Genomic DNA, 15,268 nt, shown 5'->3' on the forward strand with positions numbered 1-15,268 from the left:
GGGCGCCCAGGCGGGGGCGGGTTTCCCAGGTGCGCCAGCCCAGCGCCTGGATGCGGTCGAGCACGCGCAAGCCCCCTTGCACAACCAGCCGCAGCTCCCAGCCGGTGCGGCCGGGCAGCCGCAGCGCGAGCGGTGCGCCTTGCTCCATCAGGCCGCGGGCGTGCTCGGCCAGTTCGCGCACCAGCGCCGCGCTGCGGGCCGGGGCTTCGGTCGGGGCTTCGGGCCGCAGTCCGTGGCGTTGCAGGTCGGCCAGGGGCAGGTAGTGGCGCTGGCGCGCCAGGTCCTGGCCCAGGTCCTGCCAGAAATTGATCAGTTGCAGGGCGCTGCAAATGGCATCGCTCTGGGCCAGCGACCGCGCATCGTCCACGCCGTACAGGTGCAGCAACAGGCGCCCCACCGGGTTGGCTGAGCGGCGGCAGTAGTCCAACAAGGCGTCCCGGTCGGGGTAGTGGCGTCCTTGCGCGGTGTGGCGCACGTCCTGTTCGAAGGCGTCCAGCAGGTCCAACAGCGGCTGGGCCGGCAGGCGGTGGGTCGCGGCCTCGCGCGCCAGCGGCCCGAACACCTCGGGCCAGCGGGGCGAAGGGGCTTGTCCGGCCAGGACGGCGAGGAGGTCGGCACGGAACGCCGCCAGATCGGCCAGGCGCTGGGCGGCCGGGGCCTGACCTTCGTCGGCCAAGTCGTCGGCGGTGCGGGCGAAACGGTAGAGGGCGACGATGGGCGCGCGCCAGCGCGGCGGGCACAACCAGGAGGCCACCGGGAAATTCTCGTAATGCTCGACGCCTTGCATGCGGCGGATGTTGCCACAGGCCGGCTTGCCGAGCGGGGAGCGGGCCGCGATACTGCGTGTCGGCCCCGGCCTTCGGGTATCATTTGCTTAATAACCCGTCGGTCATTAATTATTCGGAGGCATTGTGCACACATCGCGGTTTGCTGTTTGGCCCATGGCGTTGGGCTTGGTGCTGGGCCTGTCGGCCTGTTCCCGGCCGGCCCCGCCGGAGGATCCGGTGCGCGCGGTCAAGCTGCTCAAGATCGAGGCGGGGGCCGGATTGGGCGCGCAGGAGTACGCGGCCGACATCCGCGCCCGCACCGAGTCGCGCCTGGGTTTCCGGGTGGGCGGCAAGCTGCTGGAGCGGCCGGCCGAGGTCGGTCAGTCGGTGCGGGCGGGTCAGTTGCTGGCGGTGCTCGACGGGCAGGACTACCAGTCCGCGGCCCAGGCCGCAGGTGCCCAGGTGGCCGCGGCCCAGACCCAGCGCGACCTGGCGGCGGCCGATCTGGGCCGCTTCGAATCCTTGCGGGCCCAGGGCTTCATCAGCGGGGCCGAAATTGAACGGCGCCAGACCGCCTTGAAAGCCGCCCAGGCCAGCCTGGAGCAGGCCCAGGCCCAGGCCAACGTCCAGCGCAACCAGGCCGCTTATACCCGCCTGCTGGCCGATGCCGACGGCGTGGTGGTGGGGGTGGACGCCGAGCCCGGTCAGGTCGTGGCGGCGGGCGCACCGGTGGTGCGCCTGGCCCGCAATGGGCCGCGCGATGCGGTGTTTGCCGTGCCCGAAGACCGGGTCGCCCTGGTGCGCACCGGCGCCCAGGCCGAAGTCTCTTTGTGGGCCCAGGCCGGACCGGGCAGCGCCCAGAGTCTGCGTGGCCGGGTGCGCGAGGTCGCGGCCAGTGCCGATCCGCTGACCCGCACCTACGCCGTCAAGGTGGCCTTGGCCGAAGACAGCCCGCCGCCCTTGGGGGCGACGGCCACGGTGCGCCTGGCGCTGCCGACCCCGCCCAGCGGTGCGGGGGCGGCGCTGCGCCTGCCCACCAGCGCCCTGTGGCAGCAGGGCCAGGGCAGCGCCGTCTGGGTGTTCGACGCCCAGGCCGGTGTGGTGCGCGCCCGCAGCGTGCAGGTCGCCGGGCTGGAGGGCAACCAGGCCCTGATCGCCCAAGGCCTGCAGGCCGGTGAAGAGGTCGTGTCGGCCGGTGTCCACGTCCTCACCGAAGGCCAGGCCGTGGTGCGCTACGCCGCGCCCGTGGCCCGCTGAAACGGAACGTCCGGAGCCCCGCATGAGCGACACCCCGAACCGATCGCGTTTCAACCTCTCTGAATGGGCGCTGAACCACCAGCCCCTGACGCGCTACCTCATGGTGGTGCTGCTGGTGCTGGGCTTTGCCGCCTTCTTCCAGCTCGGTCAGGACGAAGACCCGCCGTTCAACTTCCGCGCCATGGTCGTGCGCGCCTACTGGCCCGGCGCCAGCGCCCAGCAGATGGCCGAACAGGTGGCCGACAAGCTGGAAAAAACCCTGCAGGAAACGCCCTACGCCGACATCATCCGCAGCTACTCCAAGCCCGGCGAGACGCTGATCGTCTTCCAGGTGGCCGATTCGTCGCCCCCGAAGGAACTGCAGCAGATCTGGTACACCGTGCGCAAGAAGATCGGCGACATGCGCGCCACCTTGCCCCAGGGGGTGCAGGGGCCGTTCTTCAACGACGAGTTCGGTGACGTCTTCGGCGTGATCTACGCCCTGCAGGGCGAAGGCTACAGCCCGGCGGAACTGAAAACCGAGGCCGACCGCATCCGCCAGGCGCTGCTCAACGTGCCCAGCGTGTCCAAGGTCGAGCTCTACGGCGTACAGGACGAGAAGGTCTACATCGAAATCTCGCGCCGGCGCCTGGCCACCCTGGGCCTGGACATGAACCAGGTGCTGGAACAGCTGGGGCAGCAGAACGCCGTGGCGCCGGCCGGTGTCGTGCAGACACCGCAGGACGCGGTGGGGGTGCGTGTCGGTGGCGCCTTCCAGTCGGTCGAGGCGCTGCGCGCCATGCCCATCCGCGCGGCCAACGGCACCCAGCTGCGTTTGGGCGACATCGCCGACATCCGGCGCGACCACGTCGATCCGCCGCAGGTCAAGGTGCGCCACGCGGGCCAGGAGGGCATCGCCCTGGGCGTGTCCATGGCCAAGGGTGGCGACATCATTGCCCTGGGCGAGGCCCTGAAGGCCCAGCTGGCGGTGCTGGAGCGCGGCCTGCCCGCCGGCATGCATCTGGCCCAGGTGCAGGACCAGCCGGCCACCGTGTCCCATTCGGTCAACGAATTCGTCCAGGTGCTGATCGAGGCGGTGGTGGTCGTGCTGCTGGTCAGCTTCCTCAGCTTGGGTCTGCACCGCAACCCCGCCGGCCGCGGCCTGCGCCGCTACACCCTGGACGTCCGTCCCGGCCTGGTGGTGTTCATCACCATCCCGCTGGTGCTGGCCATGACCTTCCTGGTCATGCAGTACTGGGGCATCGGTCTGCACAAGATCTCGCTGGGCTCGCTCATCATCGCGCTGGGCCTTCTGGTGGACGACGCCATCATCGCGGTCGAAATGATGGTGCGCAAACTGGAGGAAGGCCACACCATGATGCGGGCCGCCACCTTCACTTGGGACGTGACGGCCATGCCCATGCTCACGGGCACGCTGATCACCGCCGCCGGCTTCCTGCCCATCGGTTTCGCCAAGTCCACGGTCGGGGAATACACCTTTGCCATCTTCGCGGTCACCGCCGCCGCCCTGGTGCTGTCGTGGATCGTCGCGGTCTACTTCGTGCCCTACCTGGGCGTGAAGCTGCTCAAGGTCAAGGTCCACACCGGTCCGGTGGCCGAGGTGTTCGACGGTGCCTTCTACACCCGCTTCCGCGCCGTGGTGGACTGGTGCGTGCAGCACCGCTGGGCCACGCTGGGGGCCACCCTGCTGATTTTTGCGCTGGGCATCGTCGGCATGAAGAACGTGCAGCAGCAGTTCTTCCCCGAGTCCAACCGGCCCGAAATCATCATGGATCTCTGGCTGCCCGAAGGCAGCGCCTTTGCCGCCAACGAAGCCGTCGCCCGCCGCGTCGAGCACCGGCTGCAGGCCATGCCCGACGTGGCGCACGTGACGGCCTGGATCGGCTCCGGCCTGCCCCGGTTCTACCTGCCACTGGACCAGATTTTTCCCCAGAGCAACGTCAGCCAGATCCTGATCATGCCCCGGGGCTTGGCCGAGCGCGACCGGCTGATGCGCGAGCTGCCTCAGCTGCTGGCCACCGAATTCCCCGAGGTGCGCGGCCGCGTCAAGCTGCTGGCCAACGGCCCGCCGGTGGCCTACCCGGTCCAGTTCCGCGTCTACGGGTCCGATCCGGTGCTGCTGCGCGAACGGGCCGAGCAGGTCAAGCAGGCCATGCGCCAGAGCCCGAACACCCGCGGCGTGAACGACAACTGGAACGAGTCGGTCAAGACCGTGCGGTTGGACGTGGACCAGGCCAAGGCCCGCGCCCTGGGGGTCAGCAGCGCGTCGATCGCGCAAACCGCGCGCACCGCCCTGTCCGGCAGCACCGTCGGCCAGTACCGCGAAGGCGACAAGCTGATCGACATCGTGCTGCGCCAGCCCCTGGCCGAGCGCGACGCCGTGTCGGAGCTGGCCAACGCCTACCTGCCCACCGCCAGCGGCCGGCCCGTGCCGCTGACGCAGATCGCCCGCCCCGTGTTCGCCTGGGAGCCGGGCGTGATGTGGCGCGAAAACCGCGAGTACGCCGTCACCGTCCAGAGCGACATCGTCGCCGGCCTGCAAGGGGCCACGGTGACGAACGAGCTCCTGCCCGCCGTCCGCGCGCTGGAGGCCGAATGGGTGCGCCAGGGCCAGGGGGGTTACCGCGTGGAAGTGGCCGGCACCGTGGCCGAAAGCAGCAAGGGCCAGGGCTCCATCGCCGCCGGCGTGCCGATGATGCTGTTCATCATCTTCACCCTGCTCATGCTGCAGCTGCACAGCTTCAGCCGCGCAATGCTGGTTTTTCTCACCGGGCCCCTGGGTCTGGCCGGCGTCGCTGCGGCCTTGCTGCTGCTCAACCGGCCCTTCGGCTTCGTCGCCTTGCTCGGTGTCATCGCCCTCATGGGCATGATCATGCGCAACTCGGTCATTCTGATCGACCAGATCGAGCAGGACCGCGCCGCCGGCGTGCCGGCCTGGGACGCCATCGTCGAAGCCGCGGTGCGCCGCCTGCGGCCCATCGTGCTGACGGCCGCCGCCGCCGTGCTGGCCATGATTCCCCTGTCGCGCAGCCTGTTCTGGGGGCCGATGGCGGTGGCGATCATGGGCGGGCTCATCGTCGCCACGGTGCTGACCTTGCTGACCTTGCCCGCGATGTACGCCGCCTGGTTCCGCGTGAAGCGCGAACCAGCGCCTGCCTTACAATAACCGGTTTGCCGCTGCGTGCCCCAGGCGCGCGGCGGCTCTTACCACAGCGCGGGTGGCGAAATTGGTAGACGCACCAGGTTTAGGTCCTGACGCCAGCAATGGTGTGGGGGTTCGAGTCCCCCCCCGCGCACCACACATTTGACCCGGATCGTTCAGCGGCAGCCTCCAGGCTGCCCTGTTGCCCCTACAGGAGAAAACCATGGCCGTGAACGTTGAAACCCTGGAAAAGCTGGAGCGCAAAATCACGCTCGAGCTGCCGGTCGACAGCATCCAGAAGGAAGTCGAATCCCGCCTCAAGCGCATGCAGCGCCAGGTCAAGATGGACGGCTTCCGCCCCGGCAAGGTGCCGATGAGCGTGGTGGCCAAGCAGTACGGCTACTCGGTGCAGTACGAAGTCATGAACGACAAGGTCGGTCAGGCCTTCAACGCCGCCGCCGCCGAAGCGCAGCTGCGCATCGCCGGTCAGCCGCGCATCAACGAAAAGGACGGCGCCCCCGAGGGCGTGGTGGCCTTTGAAGCGATCTTCGAAGTCTTCCCCGAAGTCAAGATCAAGGACCTGTCCGCCGCCGAAGTGGACAAGCTCTCGGCCGAAGTGGACGAAGCCGCCATCGACCGCACCCTGGACATCCTGCGCAAGCAGCGCCGCACTTTCGTGCAGCGCGGCGCCGATGAGGCCGCCGCCGACGGCGACCGCGTGACCATCGACTTCGAAGGCAAGATCGACGGCGAGCCGTTCGAAGGCGGCAAGGCCGCGGGCTTCCAGTTCCTGGTCGGCGAAGGCCAGATGCTCAAAGAGTTCGAAGACGCGGTCCGCGGCATGAAGGCCGGCGAGTCCAAGACCTTCCCGCTGAACTTCCCGGCCGACTACCACGGCAAGGAAGTGGCAGGCAAGACTGCCGACTTCCTGGTGACCCTGAACAAGGTCGAAGCCCAGCAGTTGCCCGAGGTGAACGAGGAGTTCGTCCAGTCTCTGGGCATTGCCGACGGCACCGTGGCCGCCCTGCGTGCCGACATCCAGAAGAACCTGGCCCGCGAAGTCAAGTTCCGCCTGCAGGCCCGCAACAAGGCCGCGGCCATGGACGCGCTGGTCGCCCAGTCCGAACTCGACCTGCCCAAAGCCAGCGTGGCCGCCGAGGTGGAGCGCCTGGTGGAAGGCGCCCGCGCCGACCTGAAGCAGCGCGGCATCAAGGACGCCGACAAGGCCCCGATCCCGGCCGAACTGTTCCAGGAACAGGCCGAGCGCCGCGTGCGCCTGGGCCTGGTGGTGGCCGAGCTGGTCAACGCCAACAACCTGCAGGCCAAGCCCGAGCAGATCGACGCCCACATCAACGAACTGGCCGCTTCCTACGAAAGCCCGGCCGATGTGGTGCGCTGGTACAAGGGCGACAACCGCCGCATGGCCGAGGTCGAAGCCATCGTGATCGAGAACAACGTCACCGAATTCGTGCTGGGCCAGGCCAAGGTCACCGAGAAGGCTGTCAGTTTCGAAGAGCTGATGGGCCAGCAGGGCTGATCTGCCGGTGGGCGCCGCACGGTGCCCCCAGCAACAGGGCGGGTCGCAACCCGCCCTTTTTTTTGCCGATGGCGCCCCCACATGCCCCAAATCGGCCTGTCGGCCCCCCGCAAGGCCAACAGTGTCTCCCGGCATTGGTTACAGTTGAGCGTCGCACAGATTTTCGGAGCACACACATGAGCGCATTGGATGCACAGAACCTGGGCATGGTCCCCATGGTCATCGAACAGTCGGGCCGCGGCGAACGCGCCTACGACATTTACTCCCGCCTGCTGAAGGAGCGCGTGGTGTTTCTGGTCGGTCCGGTCAACGACCAGTCGGCCAACTTGGTGGTGGCCCAGATGCTGTTCCTGGAAAGTGAAAATCCGGACAAGGACATCCACTTCTACATCAACTCCCCTGGCGGTTCGGTGAGCGCCGGCATGTCGATCTTCGACACCATGAATTTCATCAAGCCCGACGTGTCCACCCTGTGCATGGGCATGGCTGCCAGCATGGGCGCCTTCCTGCTGGCCGCGGGCACCAAGGGCAAGCGCTTTGCGCTGCCCAACTCGCGCGTCATGATCCACCAGCCGCTGGGCGGCGCCCAGGGCCAGGCCACCGACATCGAGATCCACGCCCGCGAGATCCTGCGCCTGCGCGCCGACCTGAACAAGGTGCTGGCCGAACGCACCGGCCAGCCGTTGGAGAAGATCGAGCGCGACACCGAGCGCGATTACTTCATGGCCGCCGCCGAAGCCGCCGAATACGGCCTGATCGACAAGGTCATCGACAAGCGCGGCGCCTGAGCGCCGCGTCCAGGGCCTCACGTATCATTGCCCCAAACGACATTTCCCCGAGACAGCAGCAAGGCATCCCCATATGGCCGATAAAAAAAGCGCCAACAGCGACAAAACCCTGTACTGCTCGTTCTGCGGTAAAAGCCAGCACGAGGTCAAGAAACTGATTGCCGGCCCCTCGGTGTTCATCTGCGAAGAGTGCATCGACCTGTGCAACGACATCATCCGCGACGAACTGCCCCAGACCACCCTGGGCCAGGCCGCCGAGGGCGACGCGCTGCCCACGCCGCTGGAAATCAAGCAGCACCTCGACCACTACGTGATCGGGCAGGAAGCGGCGAAAAAGTCGCTGTCGGTGGCGGTGTACAACCACTACAAGCGCCTGCGCCACAAAGAGGTGGCCAAGAAGGACGACGTGGAGCTGGCCAAGAGCAACATCCTGCTGATCGGGCCCACCGGCTCGGGCAAGACGCTGCTGGCCCAGACCCTGGCGCGCCGCCTGAACGTGCCCTTCGTCATGGCCGATGCCACCACGCTGACCGAAGCCGGCTACGTCGGCGAGGACGTGGAAAACATCATCGCCAAGCTGCTGCAGACCTGCAACTACGACGCCAGCAAGGCGCAGCAGGGCATCGTCTACATCGACGAGATCGACAAGATCACCCGCAAGTCCGAGAACCCGTCCATCACGCGTGATGTGTCGGGTGAGGGCGTGCAGCAGGCCCTGCTCAAGCTGATCGAAGGCACGCTGGCCTCGGTGCCGCCCCAAGGCGGGCGCAAGCACCCGAACCAGGACATGTTGCAGGTGGACACCTCCAACATCCTGTTCATTTGCGGTGGTGCCTTTGCCGGCCTGGAGAAAATCGTGGAGCAGCGCACCGAAGCCGCCGGCATCGGCTTTGGTGCCAGCGTCAAGAGCAAGAAGGAACGCAGCCTGACCGACGTGTTCGCCGACGTCGAGCCCGACGACCTGGTGCGCTTCGGCCTGATTCCCGAACTCGTGGGCCGCCTGCCCGTGGTCACCGCCCTGGCCGAACTGGGCGAGGACGCACTGGTGGACATCCTGACCGAGCCCAAGAACGCGGTGGTCAAGCAGTTCGCCCAGCTGCTGCAGATGGAAGGCGTGGAGCTGGAGGTGCGCAACGGTGCGCTCAAGGCCATCGCGCGCAAAGCCATCAAGCGCAAGACCGGTGCCCGTGGTCTGCGTTCCATCCTCGAACAGGCGCTGATGGACACCATGTTTGAACTCCCCAGCATCGGCAACGTCGAAAAGGTGGTGGTGGACGAGTCCACCATCGAAGACGGCAAGGCGCCGCTGCTGGTGTACCGCGAAGCCGCCCGGCAGGCCTGACCCGACGGGGCGGGGCGCTTGGCGCCCTTGCCCCCACTGGCAAGCGGGTTGAAGCGGCCGAATGTGCCCCCACTTGCCGCATTCAGATTGAGGTAAGACGATGTCCGGACACACACTCCTTCCCAGCCAACCCGTGACGCTGCCGCTGCTGCCGCTGCGCGACGTGGTGGTGTTTCCCCACATGGTGATTCCCCTGTTCGTGGGGCGGCCCAAGAGCATCAAGGCGCTGGAGTCGGCCATGGAGAATGAGCGGCGCATCATGCTCGTGGCGCAAAAGACCGCCGCCAAGGACGACCCCGCACCCGAAGACCTGTTCGACATGGGCTGTGTCGCCAGCATCCTGCAGATGCTCAAGCTGCCCGATGGCACGGTGAAGGTGCTGGTCGAGGGCGTGCAACGCGCCAAGGTGCTGGGCGTGCAGGAAGGCGAGCAGCATTTCCACGCCGAAGTGACCCCGGTGGACGGCGATGCCGAAAGCGCGGACCTGGACAGCACCGAGCTCGAAGCCCTGCGCCGCGCCGTGATGCAGCAGTTTGACCAGTACGTCAAGCTGAACAAGAAGATCCCGTCCGAGATCCTGACGTCCATCGCCAGCATCGACGACGCCGGCCGCCTGGCCGACACCATCGCCGCCCACCTGCCGCTCAAGCTGGAAGCCAAGCAGAGCGTGCTCGACCTCGACGTGGTGTCGCAGCGCCTGGAAAACCTGTTCAGCCAGCTCGAACGCGAAGTCGATATCCTGAATGTGGACAAGCGCATCCGCGGCCGCGTCAAGCGCCAGATGGAGAAAAACCAGCGCGACTTCTACCTGAACGAGCAGGTCAAGGCCATCCAGAAAGAGCTGGGTGAAGGCGAAGAGGGTGCCGACATCGAGGAGATCGAGAAGAAGATCAAACTCGCCAAGATGCCCGCCGAAGCGCGCAAGAAGGCCGAAGCTGAGCTGAAAAAGCTCAAGCTGATGTCGCCCATGTCGGCCGAGGCCACCGTGGTGCGCAACTACATCGACGTGCTGGTGGGTCTGCCCTGGAGCAAGAAAACCAAGATCAAGCACGACCTGGCCTTTGCCGAAGACGTGCTGAACGAGGACCACTACGGCCTGGACAAGGTCAAGGACCGCATCCTCGAATACCTCGCGGTGCAACAGCGGGTGGACAAGGTCAAGGCCCCCATCCTGTGCCTGGTGGGGCCACCGGGCGTGGGCAAGACCTCGCTGGGCCAGTCGGTGGCCAAGGCGACCGGGCGCAAGTACGTGCGCATGGCCCTGGGCGGCATGCGCGACGAGGCCGAGATCCGCGGCCACCGCCGCACCTACATCGGTGCCATGCCGGGCAAGGTGCTGCAGAGCCTGAACAAGGTCGGCACCAAGAACCCGCTGTTCCTGCTCGACGAGATCGACAAGCTGGGCATGGATTTCCGCGGTGACCCGTCGTCCGCGCTGCTGGAGGTGCTGGACCCGGAGCAGAACCACACCTTCGCCGACCACTACGTCGAGGTCGATTTCGACCTGAGCGACGTGATGTTCGTGGCCACGTCCAACTCGATGAACATCCCGCCGGCGCTGCTGGACCGGATGGAGGTGATCCGCCTGAGCGGTTACACCGAGGACGAGAAAACCAACATCGCGCAGAAGTACCTGCTGCCCAAGCAGCTGAAGAACAACGGCATCCAGGACGGCGAGCTGGCCGTGACCGAAGACGCGTTGCGCGATGTGGTGCGTTACTACACCCGCGAGGCCGGCGTACGCTCTCTGGAGCGTGAACTGTCCAAGATCTGCCGCAAGGTGGTCAAAGGCCTGCTGCTGAAAAAGTACACCCCCACGGTGGAAGTGAACGCCGAGAACCTGAGCGACTTCCTGGGTGTGCGCAAGTACACCTACGGCCGCGCCGAGGCGCAAAACCAGGTGGGCCAGGTGGTCGGCCTGGCCTGGACCGAGGTGGGTGGCGACCTGCTGACCATCGAAGCCGCGCTGATGCCGGGCAAGGGCAACGTGATCCGCACCGGCTCGCTGGGCGACGTGATGAAGGAGTCGGTCGAGGCCGCGCGCACCGTGGTGCGCAGCCGCGCGCGGGCGCTGGGCATCAAGGACGAGGTGTTCGAGAAGAAGGACATCCACATCCACGTGCCCGACGGCGCCACGCCCAAGGACGGCCCGAGCGCCGGCGCGGCCATGACGACCACCATGGTGTCGGCCCTGACCGGCATTCCGGTGCGGGCCGACGTGGCGATGACCGGTGAAATCACCCTGCGCGGCGAGGTCACGGCCATTGGTGGGTTGAAGGAGAAACTGCTGGCGGCCCTGCGCGGCGGAATCAAGACCGTGCTCATCCCCGAAGAGAACGTCAAGGACCTGGCCGAAATTCCCGACAACGTGAAGGAAGGCCTGGAGATCGTGCCGGTGCGCTGGATCGACCGGGTGCTGGAGATCGCCCTGGAGCGCTACCCCAGTCCCCTGACCGAGGAGGAAGCCGCTGCGGTGGTTGCCGCCCCGACCGCCACCGACAGCAACCCGGCGGTCAAGCATTGATGAAAAAAACGGCCCCGCTTTTGACGGGATCGTGAAAATCCGTATAGAATAATGGCTTCAGACAATGCGGCGGAAACAAAGCAAGTTTGAAAAATGCGGGATTAGCTCAGTTGGTAGAGCGATACCTTGCCAAGGTATAGGTCGAGAGTTCGAGCCTCTTATCCCGCTCCACATTTTGGCAGTCACTTCGGTGGTTGCTTGATCCAGTCGCATGGCCGGATACAGAGCCCAACAAGGCGCGGTAGCAAAGCGGTTATGCACCGGATTGCAAATCCGTGTAGGTCGGTTCGACTCCGGCCCGCGCCTCCAAGTTAAGGCTTGCGCAAGCAAGTCAATGCGGGATTAGCTCAGTTGGTAGAGCGATACCTTGCCAAGGTATAGGTCGAGAGTTCGAGCCTCTTATCCCGCTCCATACAAAAAGCCTCTGGTGAAAGCCAGAGGCTTTTTTGTTTTGCTGTGTGGATCCACCGCGGGGCCTTGTGGCCGCCCGGTGGCACGTGTGCTCAACGCACGGTGACCGCGCTCTTTTGGGCCGCCACCCGCTCGGGCTTGGCCTTGCCTTTGCGTTTTTGCGCCACTTGTTCGGTTTTGCGGCGCGATGTGCCCTTTTGGGCGGTCTTGCGCGTGCCCTGACTGGCTTGCGCGGTCTGCACCTTGCCTTTGGTTTTGCCCTTGGCCTGGGCCACCGCCTCTTTGTCGCTGTGCGGGCGCAGGACCACCAGGGTCTGCCCGGAGCGCAGCGTGGCGTTGGCTTTGAGCTGGTTCCATTCGCGCAGGTCGGCCACGGTCACGCGCTGGCGTTTGGCGAACTTGGCCAGGTTTTCGCCGGCCTTGACCTTGACCTGCACGCGACGCAGGGGCGGGCGCTCGGGCATGAACAGGATCTGGCCGTTGTCGGCGATGTGCTCGGGCACGTCCGCGTCCAGTTTGCCCTGGCGCGGCACCAGCACGGTGGAGCCGGCCTTCAGCAGCATCTTGGGCGGGATTTTGTTGATGTCGCGCAGCTCGCTTTCGCTCAAACCGTGCCGCTGCGCCGCGGCGGCGGCACTCATGTGGCTAGGCACGCGCCACACCGTCCAGCTGGCGGTGGGGCCTTTGTGTTCGCGCAGGCGCCGTTCAAACAGCAGGGCATTGTCCCAGGGCAGCAGGATGGTGGGGGTGCCGGCGGCCATGATGACCGGCTTGTTGTGCGAGGGGTTGAGCTGGCGGAAGTCTTTTTCGCTCACATCGGCCAGCTCGGCGACCAGGGCGACGTCGATGTCGCGGTCGATGCCCACGCTGTCGAAAAACGGGTGGTTCCCGATCGTCGGCAGCCCCACCTGGAAGCGTTGCGGCGCCAGCACGATGTTCTTGACCGCCTGCAGCTTGGGCACGTACTGACGGGTTTCGTCCGGCATGCGCAGATCGAGGTAGGCGGTGCCCAGGCCAGCGGCTTGGTTGCGCTTGATGGCGCGCATCACATTGCCTTCGCCCCAGTTGTAGGCGGCCAGGGCGAGGTGCCAGTCGCCGAACATGCGGTGCAGCCGTTCCAGGTAGTCGAGGGCGGCCCGGGTGGAGGCGAGCACGTCGCGCCGGTCATCGCGGAAGGCGTTTTGCTTGAGGTCGAAGTCGCGGCCGGTGGCGGGCATGAATTGCCACATGCCGGCGGCTTTGGCGTGGGAGACGGCCTGGGGGTTGAACGCGCTTTCAATGAAAGGCAGCAAGGCCAGTTCCTGCGGCAGGTTGCGGCGCTCCAATTCTTCGACCACGTGGAACAGGTATTTGCTGCCGCGGTCGGTCATGCGCTGGATGTAGTCGGGTCGGCTGGCGTACCAGTTCTCCCGGTCGCGCACCCAGTGGTCCTCCAGGTCGGGCATGGCAAAACCACGGCGCATGCGCTCCCACAGGTCCTTCGGGGCTTGCAGCGAGGCGACGGCAGGGCTGCTGGGCGCAGTGCCGGCGACGGCCAGGGTTTGCAGCGGGGTTTCGCTCGACCGGGCGCTGGGGGCGGGGCGCTGTGCCACGGTGGCGGTCGGGGTGCCGGGTGCGGCCTGGGCGGTGGTCCGCGTGGCGGTCTCCGGCTGGGGCAGCGTGGTGCAGGCGCTCAGCAACGCGGCACACAGGGCGGAGAGGGTCAGGCGAACGAAGGTCATGGATCGTGTCGGGGCAGGGGGAAAGCCCTGGAATTATCGGCCATGGCGTGCCCGCCCGGGTGGCGGGCAGGCTCAGCGGAAACCGTCTTTCCAGCGCCGCAGGGCCGCGAATCGGGCCACCGGCTCGGTGGCGTCGGGCGATTGATGCTGGATCGCGGCCACGACCGAGGGTTCCCGGCTGCGCAAAAAAGGATTGATGGCGCGCTCGGTGGCCAGGGTGCTGGGCAGGGTGGGCAGGCCGGCGGCGCGGCGCTGCTGGCACCACTGCGTGTGGGCTTGCAAGGCGGCGTTGCCGGGCTCTACCGCGGCGGCAAAGCGCAGGTTGCTCAGGGTGTACTCGTGGGTGCAGCACACCCGGGTCGGGCCGGGCAAGGCGGCCAGGCGGTCGAGCGAATCGAGCATCTGCGCCGGACTGCCTTCGAACAGCCGGCCGCAGCCCGCGGAGAACAGGGTGTCGCCGCAGAACAGCAGGGGGCTGCCGCCGAGGTCGGGGGTGAAGTAGGCGATGTGCCCGGCGGTGTGGCCCGGCACTTCCAGCACCTGGAAGCGGTGGCCGAGCACGTCCACCGTGTCGCCCTCGCCCAGGCGCGTCACCGGTTCGGGCAGCACCTCGTGGGCGGGGCCGTAGACCGGGGCCTGGGTGGTCTGGCGCAGCGCCGGCACGCCGCCGGTGTGGTCGACGTGGTGGTGGGTCAGCAGGATGCCGGCCAGCGCCACGCCGGTCTGCTGCAGCCAGTCGAACACCGGGCCGGCATCGCCGGGGTCCACCACCCAGGCCTGACGGCCGTCGTGCAGGGCCCAGATGTAGTTGTCGGTGAACGCCGGGATGGGGTGTGGCATAGTCATCGCATGATCTTAGCCGCGACGGGTGTTTGAGTGCTGGAGCGTTTCATCGATGCCTTGTGGCTGGAAGACGGCCTGTCGGCCAATACGCTGGAGGCCTACCGCAGCGACCTGGCCCGTTACGCCGCCTGGCTGAACGACACCGCCCCGGGCGGGGCACGGGCCGGTCAAGCATCCCGGACCCTGGAAAGCGCCGGTGAGGCCGAGTTGCTGGCCTACATGGCCTGGCGCCTGCCCGGCAGCAAGGCCAGCAGCAGCAACCGGCGCCTGACGGTGTTCAAGCGTTACTACCGATGGGCCTTGCGCGAGGGCTTGGTGCTGCAGGACCCGACGCTGAAGCTGCTGACGGCCAAGCAGATGCTGCGCGTGCCCAAGACCCTGAGCGAAGCCCAGGTGGAGGCCTTGTTGCACGCCCCCGACGTGGGCGAGCCGCTGGGCTTGCGCGACCGCACCATGCTGGAACTGATGTACGCCAGCGGTTTGCGTGTGAGCGAGCTGGTGGGGCTGCGCACCTTTGAACTGAGCTTGCCCGACCAGGTGCTGCGGGTGCAGGGCAAGGGCAGCAAGGAGCGCCTGCTGCCTTTTGGCGATGTGGCCGCGGACTGGCTGCGGCGTTACCTGGCCGAGTCGCGGTCGGCGATTCTGGCGGGGCAGCTGTCGGAGGACCTGTTCGTGACCGCACGCGGGGCGCGCATGACCCGGGTGATGTTCTGGGTGCTGGTGAAGAAGTACGCGCAGCGCGCCGGCATCACCGCGCCCTTGTCCCCGCACACCTTGCGCCACGCCTTCGCCACCCATTTGTTGAACCACGGCGCCGACCTGCGCGTGGTGCAGCTGCTGCTGGGGCATGCCGACATTTCCACCACCACCATTTACACCCACGTGGCGCGCGAACGGCTCAAGCAGCTGCACGCCCAGCACCACCCGCGCGGCTGA

General features: G+C 66.9%; 10 protein-coding genes and 4 tRNA genes. 11 read left to right on the top strand and 3 right to left on the bottom strand.

From position 1 onward, the window contains the following. Positions 1–787 (bottom strand): squalene synthase HpnC (gene hpnC, locus CON77_RS05825; protein WP_101048196.1); only part of this gene is annotated, 787 nt, incomplete at its 3' end. 154 nt (positions 788–941) lie between these two features. Here hpnC and CON77_RS05830 point away from each other — a divergent pair. The 10 genes from CON77_RS05830 (at position 942) to CON77_RS05875 (ending at position 11,769) form a co-directional block, all read left to right on the top strand. Next, positions 942–2,024 (top strand): efflux RND transporter periplasmic adaptor subunit, encoded by a 1,083-nt coding sequence (locus CON77_RS05830; protein WP_101048197.1) that lies wholly within the window; start codon positions 942–944, stop codon positions 2,022–2,024. 22 nt (positions 2,025–2,046) lie between these two features. Next, positions 2,047–5,190 carry an efflux RND transporter permease subunit gene (locus tag CON77_RS05835; RefSeq protein ID WP_101048198.1) on the top strand — a complete coding sequence of 1,048 codons (3,144 nt, stop codon included), beginning with the start codon at positions 2,047–2,049 and terminating at the stop codon, positions 5,188–5,190. A gap of 46 nt (positions 5,191–5,236) precedes the next feature. Continuing rightward, a tRNA-Leu gene (locus tag CON77_RS05840) sits at positions 5,237–5,323 on the top strand. Positions 5,324–5,389: 66 nt separating this feature from the next. Further along, positions 5,390–6,703, top strand: a complete 1,314-nt coding sequence (tig, locus tag CON77_RS05845; protein WP_101048199.1) for a trigger factor — start codon at positions 5,390–5,392, stop codon at positions 6,701–6,703. 176 nt (positions 6,704–6,879) lie between these two features. After that, positions 6,880–7,491, top strand: coding sequence for an ATP-dependent Clp endopeptidase proteolytic subunit ClpP (gene clpP / locus CON77_RS05850; protein ID WP_101048200.1), 612 nt, complete (start codon positions 6,880–6,882; stop codon positions 7,489–7,491). A 73-nt stretch (positions 7,492–7,564) separates the two neighbouring features. Then, the gene (gene clpX / locus CON77_RS05855; RefSeq protein WP_101048201.1) at positions 7,565–8,833 is read left to right on the top strand and encodes an ATP-dependent Clp protease ATP-binding subunit ClpX; all 1,269 of its coding nucleotides are present in this window, start codon (positions 7,565–7,567) and stop codon (positions 8,831–8,833) included. A gap of 100 nt (positions 8,834–8,933) precedes the next feature. Then, positions 8,934–11,357, top strand: coding sequence for an endopeptidase La (gene lon / locus CON77_RS05860; protein ID WP_101048202.1), 2,424 nt, complete (start codon positions 8,934–8,936; stop codon positions 11,355–11,357). 95 nt (positions 11,358–11,452) lie between these two features. Beyond that, positions 11,453–11,528 (top strand) — tRNA-Gly (locus tag CON77_RS05865). 64 nt (positions 11,529–11,592) lie between these two features. Beyond that, positions 11,593–11,666, top strand: a tRNA-Cys gene (locus CON77_RS05870). A 27-nt stretch (positions 11,667–11,693) separates the two neighbouring features. Beyond that, positions 11,694–11,769 (top strand) — tRNA-Gly (locus CON77_RS05875). 91 nt (positions 11,770–11,860) lie between these two features. On the opposite strand, the gene CON77_RS05880 is transcribed toward CON77_RS05875, so the two are convergent. Both CON77_RS05880 and gloB read right to left on the bottom strand, forming a co-directional pair. Beyond that, a complete protein-coding gene (locus tag CON77_RS05880; RefSeq protein ID WP_101048203.1) occupies positions 11,861–13,489 on the bottom strand; it encodes a transglycosylase SLT domain-containing protein in 1,629 nt (542 codons plus the stop codon). Positions 13,490–13,561: 72 nt separating this feature from the next. After that, positions 13,562–14,335 carry a hydroxyacylglutathione hydrolase gene (gene gloB, locus CON77_RS05885; protein WP_101048204.1) on the bottom strand — a complete coding sequence of 258 codons (774 nt, stop codon included), beginning with the start codon at positions 14,333–14,335 and terminating at the stop codon, positions 13,562–13,564. 30 nt (positions 14,336–14,365) lie between these two features. On the opposite strand from gloB, the gene xerD reads away from it, so the two are divergent. Then, positions 14,366–15,268, top strand: coding sequence for a site-specific tyrosine recombinase XerD (gene xerD, locus CON77_RS05890; RefSeq protein WP_101048205.1), 903 nt, complete (start codon positions 14,366–14,368; stop codon positions 15,266–15,268).

This window comes from Macromonas nakdongensis, from assembly GCF_002837145.1.
Taxonomy (GTDB): domain Bacteria; phylum Pseudomonadota; class Gammaproteobacteria; order Burkholderiales; family Burkholderiaceae_C; genus Macromonas_B; species Macromonas_B nakdongensis.

Excerpts from the sequence above, each read along its gene's own strand:
- CON77_RS05830 (WP_101048197.1), top strand. The coding sequence starts at position 942 with ATGGCGTTGGGCTTGGTGCTGGGCCTGTCGGCCTGTTCCCGGCCGGCC.
- CON77_RS05835 (WP_101048198.1), top strand. The coding sequence starts at position 2,047 with ATGAGCGACACCCCGAACCGATCGCGTTTCAACCTCTCTGAATGGGCG.
- tig (WP_101048199.1), top strand. The coding sequence starts at position 5,390 with ATGGCCGTGAACGTTGAAACCCTGGAAAAGCTGGAGCGCAAAATCACG.
- clpP (WP_101048200.1), top strand. The coding sequence starts at position 6,880 with ATGAGCGCATTGGATGCACAGAACCTGGGCATGGTCCCCATGGTCATC.
- clpX (WP_101048201.1), top strand. The coding sequence starts at position 7,565 with ATGGCCGATAAAAAAAGCGCCAACAGCGACAAAACCCTGTACTGCTCG.
- lon (WP_101048202.1), top strand. The coding sequence starts at position 8,934 with ATGTCCGGACACACACTCCTTCCCAGCCAACCCGTGACGCTGCCGCTG.
- CON77_RS05880 (WP_101048203.1), bottom strand. The coding sequence starts at position 13,489 with ATGACCTTCGTTCGCCTGACCCTCTCCGCCCTGTGTGCCGCGTTGCTG.
- gloB (WP_101048204.1), bottom strand. The coding sequence starts at position 14,335 with ATGACTATGCCACACCCCATCCCGGCGTTCACCGACAACTACATCTGG.